This window comes from Selenomonadales bacterium, assembly GCA_017442105.1.
Classification (GTDB): Bacteria; Bacillota; Negativicutes; order RGIG982; family RGIG982; genus RGIG982.
Genome location: JAFSAX010000075.1, coordinates 1 through 1,693, shown reverse-complemented (window position 1 = coordinate 1,693; position 1,693 = coordinate 1). Strand labels below are relative to the sequence as shown.

The window sequence follows — 1,693 nt, the reverse complement described above, 5'->3', positions numbered from 1 at the left end:
GTCTTGTCAACCATACCGCAAGATCAAGCCACACTGGTATCGTCGGCTTATCAACGTTTATATCATATAAAAGTCAATGTTATTCATTTGACAGAAGATGAGCTTTTAACAAAACTGGAGAGAACACAATCAGAGCCTCAAGCCGACGTCTTGCTGGCACCTTCTTCAACACTTGAAAAAGCTGTCCGTACAAAGACCCTTGCGCCGATATACACAGAAAATACCGGTCACGTTCCTTCTCAGTTAAAAAATCGTGACGGACTGTGGGTGGGTATCTGGTACGATCCGATCGTGATCGGCTTAAATCGTGACTTCATGACAAAATTATCTCCCGTTCCGCAGGATTGGGAAGATATCGTGCGTCCCCAAGAACTTCGCGTTGTTATGACGGATTTCTTAATGGCAGACGCATCTGCACATTTCTTATTTACATTGATAACAAAACAAGGAAAAAAAGCTGCGTATACATGGCTTAAAAATCTTCATCCCAATATCGTCAGCTATGCCAAATCCCTCTCTACGCCATCAAGTATGATCGGAATAGGGGAGGCAGACGCTGCCATTACACTCCAAAGCGAAGCTATCCGTTATATCCATGACGGATTTCCAATCGCGATCGTTCATCCCAAGAAAGGAACAGCATACTGTTTGACGGGATGTGCTGTTTTCGATGGCAGTCATTCCAAAGATGTTGCAATAGAATTTCAACGATGGCTTTTGACAGAAGAAGCACAAATGATCCTGCAAGAACAGAACTTCTTCTTTGTACCAACGAATCCGTCGTTACCATCTTACAATGCTTTCACGTATAAATCGAAGGTCTTGTGGGATACAGATCCATTCTTGACCAAAGAAGAAAAATATCACTTAATCGATACATGGGTACAAGAAATTCGCTTAGCAAAGTGAGGACACAACAATGAGAAAAGTAGGAATTATCAGCTTAGGATGCGTTAAAAATCTCGTCGATGCAGAATTGATGCTCGGCGATCTGGCTTCGCATGAGCTCACGATCACACCCGACCCCGAAGAAGCCGATATTATTATCGTCAACACTTGCGGATTTATCGAATCCGCACAACAAGAGTCGGTAGACACGATCTTGCAGATGGCTGAATATAAAAACGCCAACTGCAAAATGCTCTTGGTCAGCGGTTGTCTTGCACAACGCTTCGCGACCGAATTGATCACAGAGATTCCCGAGATCGATGCCATTATCGGTACGGGTTCGTGGCAGAAGATCCGTGAAGCGATCGAACGTGTAGATAGTGGTGAAAAACCTGTTATGATCTTGGATGAATTGACCAACCTCTATACGGAAGATATGCCGCGCGTACTTACAACACCGTCTTACACGGCATATATCAAAGTCGCAGAAGGATGCAGCAATCGTTGCGCTTATTGTGTTATCCCATCTGTTCGCGGAGATTTCCGCAGTCGTCCTATGGAATCTATCATTACAGAAGCCAAAAACCTGGCTGAGCAAGGTGTTCGCGAGATCAACTTGATCGCACAAGATACAACGAACTATGGTACTGACCTCTACGGAGAACGCCGTATTACAGCCCTTCTTCGCGAACTTGTCAAAATCGAAAAAATCGAATGGATTCGTCTTTTGTATTGCTACCCGCACAACTTCACAGACGATCTGATCGAACTTATGGCAACCGAGCCTAAGATCTGCTCTTATGTT

At 44.2% G+C, this 1,693-nt stretch carries 2 protein-coding genes; both read left to right on the top strand.

From position 1 onward, the window contains the following. Nucleotides 1-909: extracellular solute-binding protein (locus IJN28_03050; protein ID MBQ6712750.1), on the top strand; the 909-nt coding region annotated here is incomplete at its 5' end. 10 nt (nt 910-919) lie between these two features. Next, nucleotides 920-1,693: MiaB/RimO family radical SAM methylthiotransferase (locus IJN28_03045; protein ID MBQ6712749.1), on the top strand; the 774-nt coding region annotated here is incomplete at its 3' end.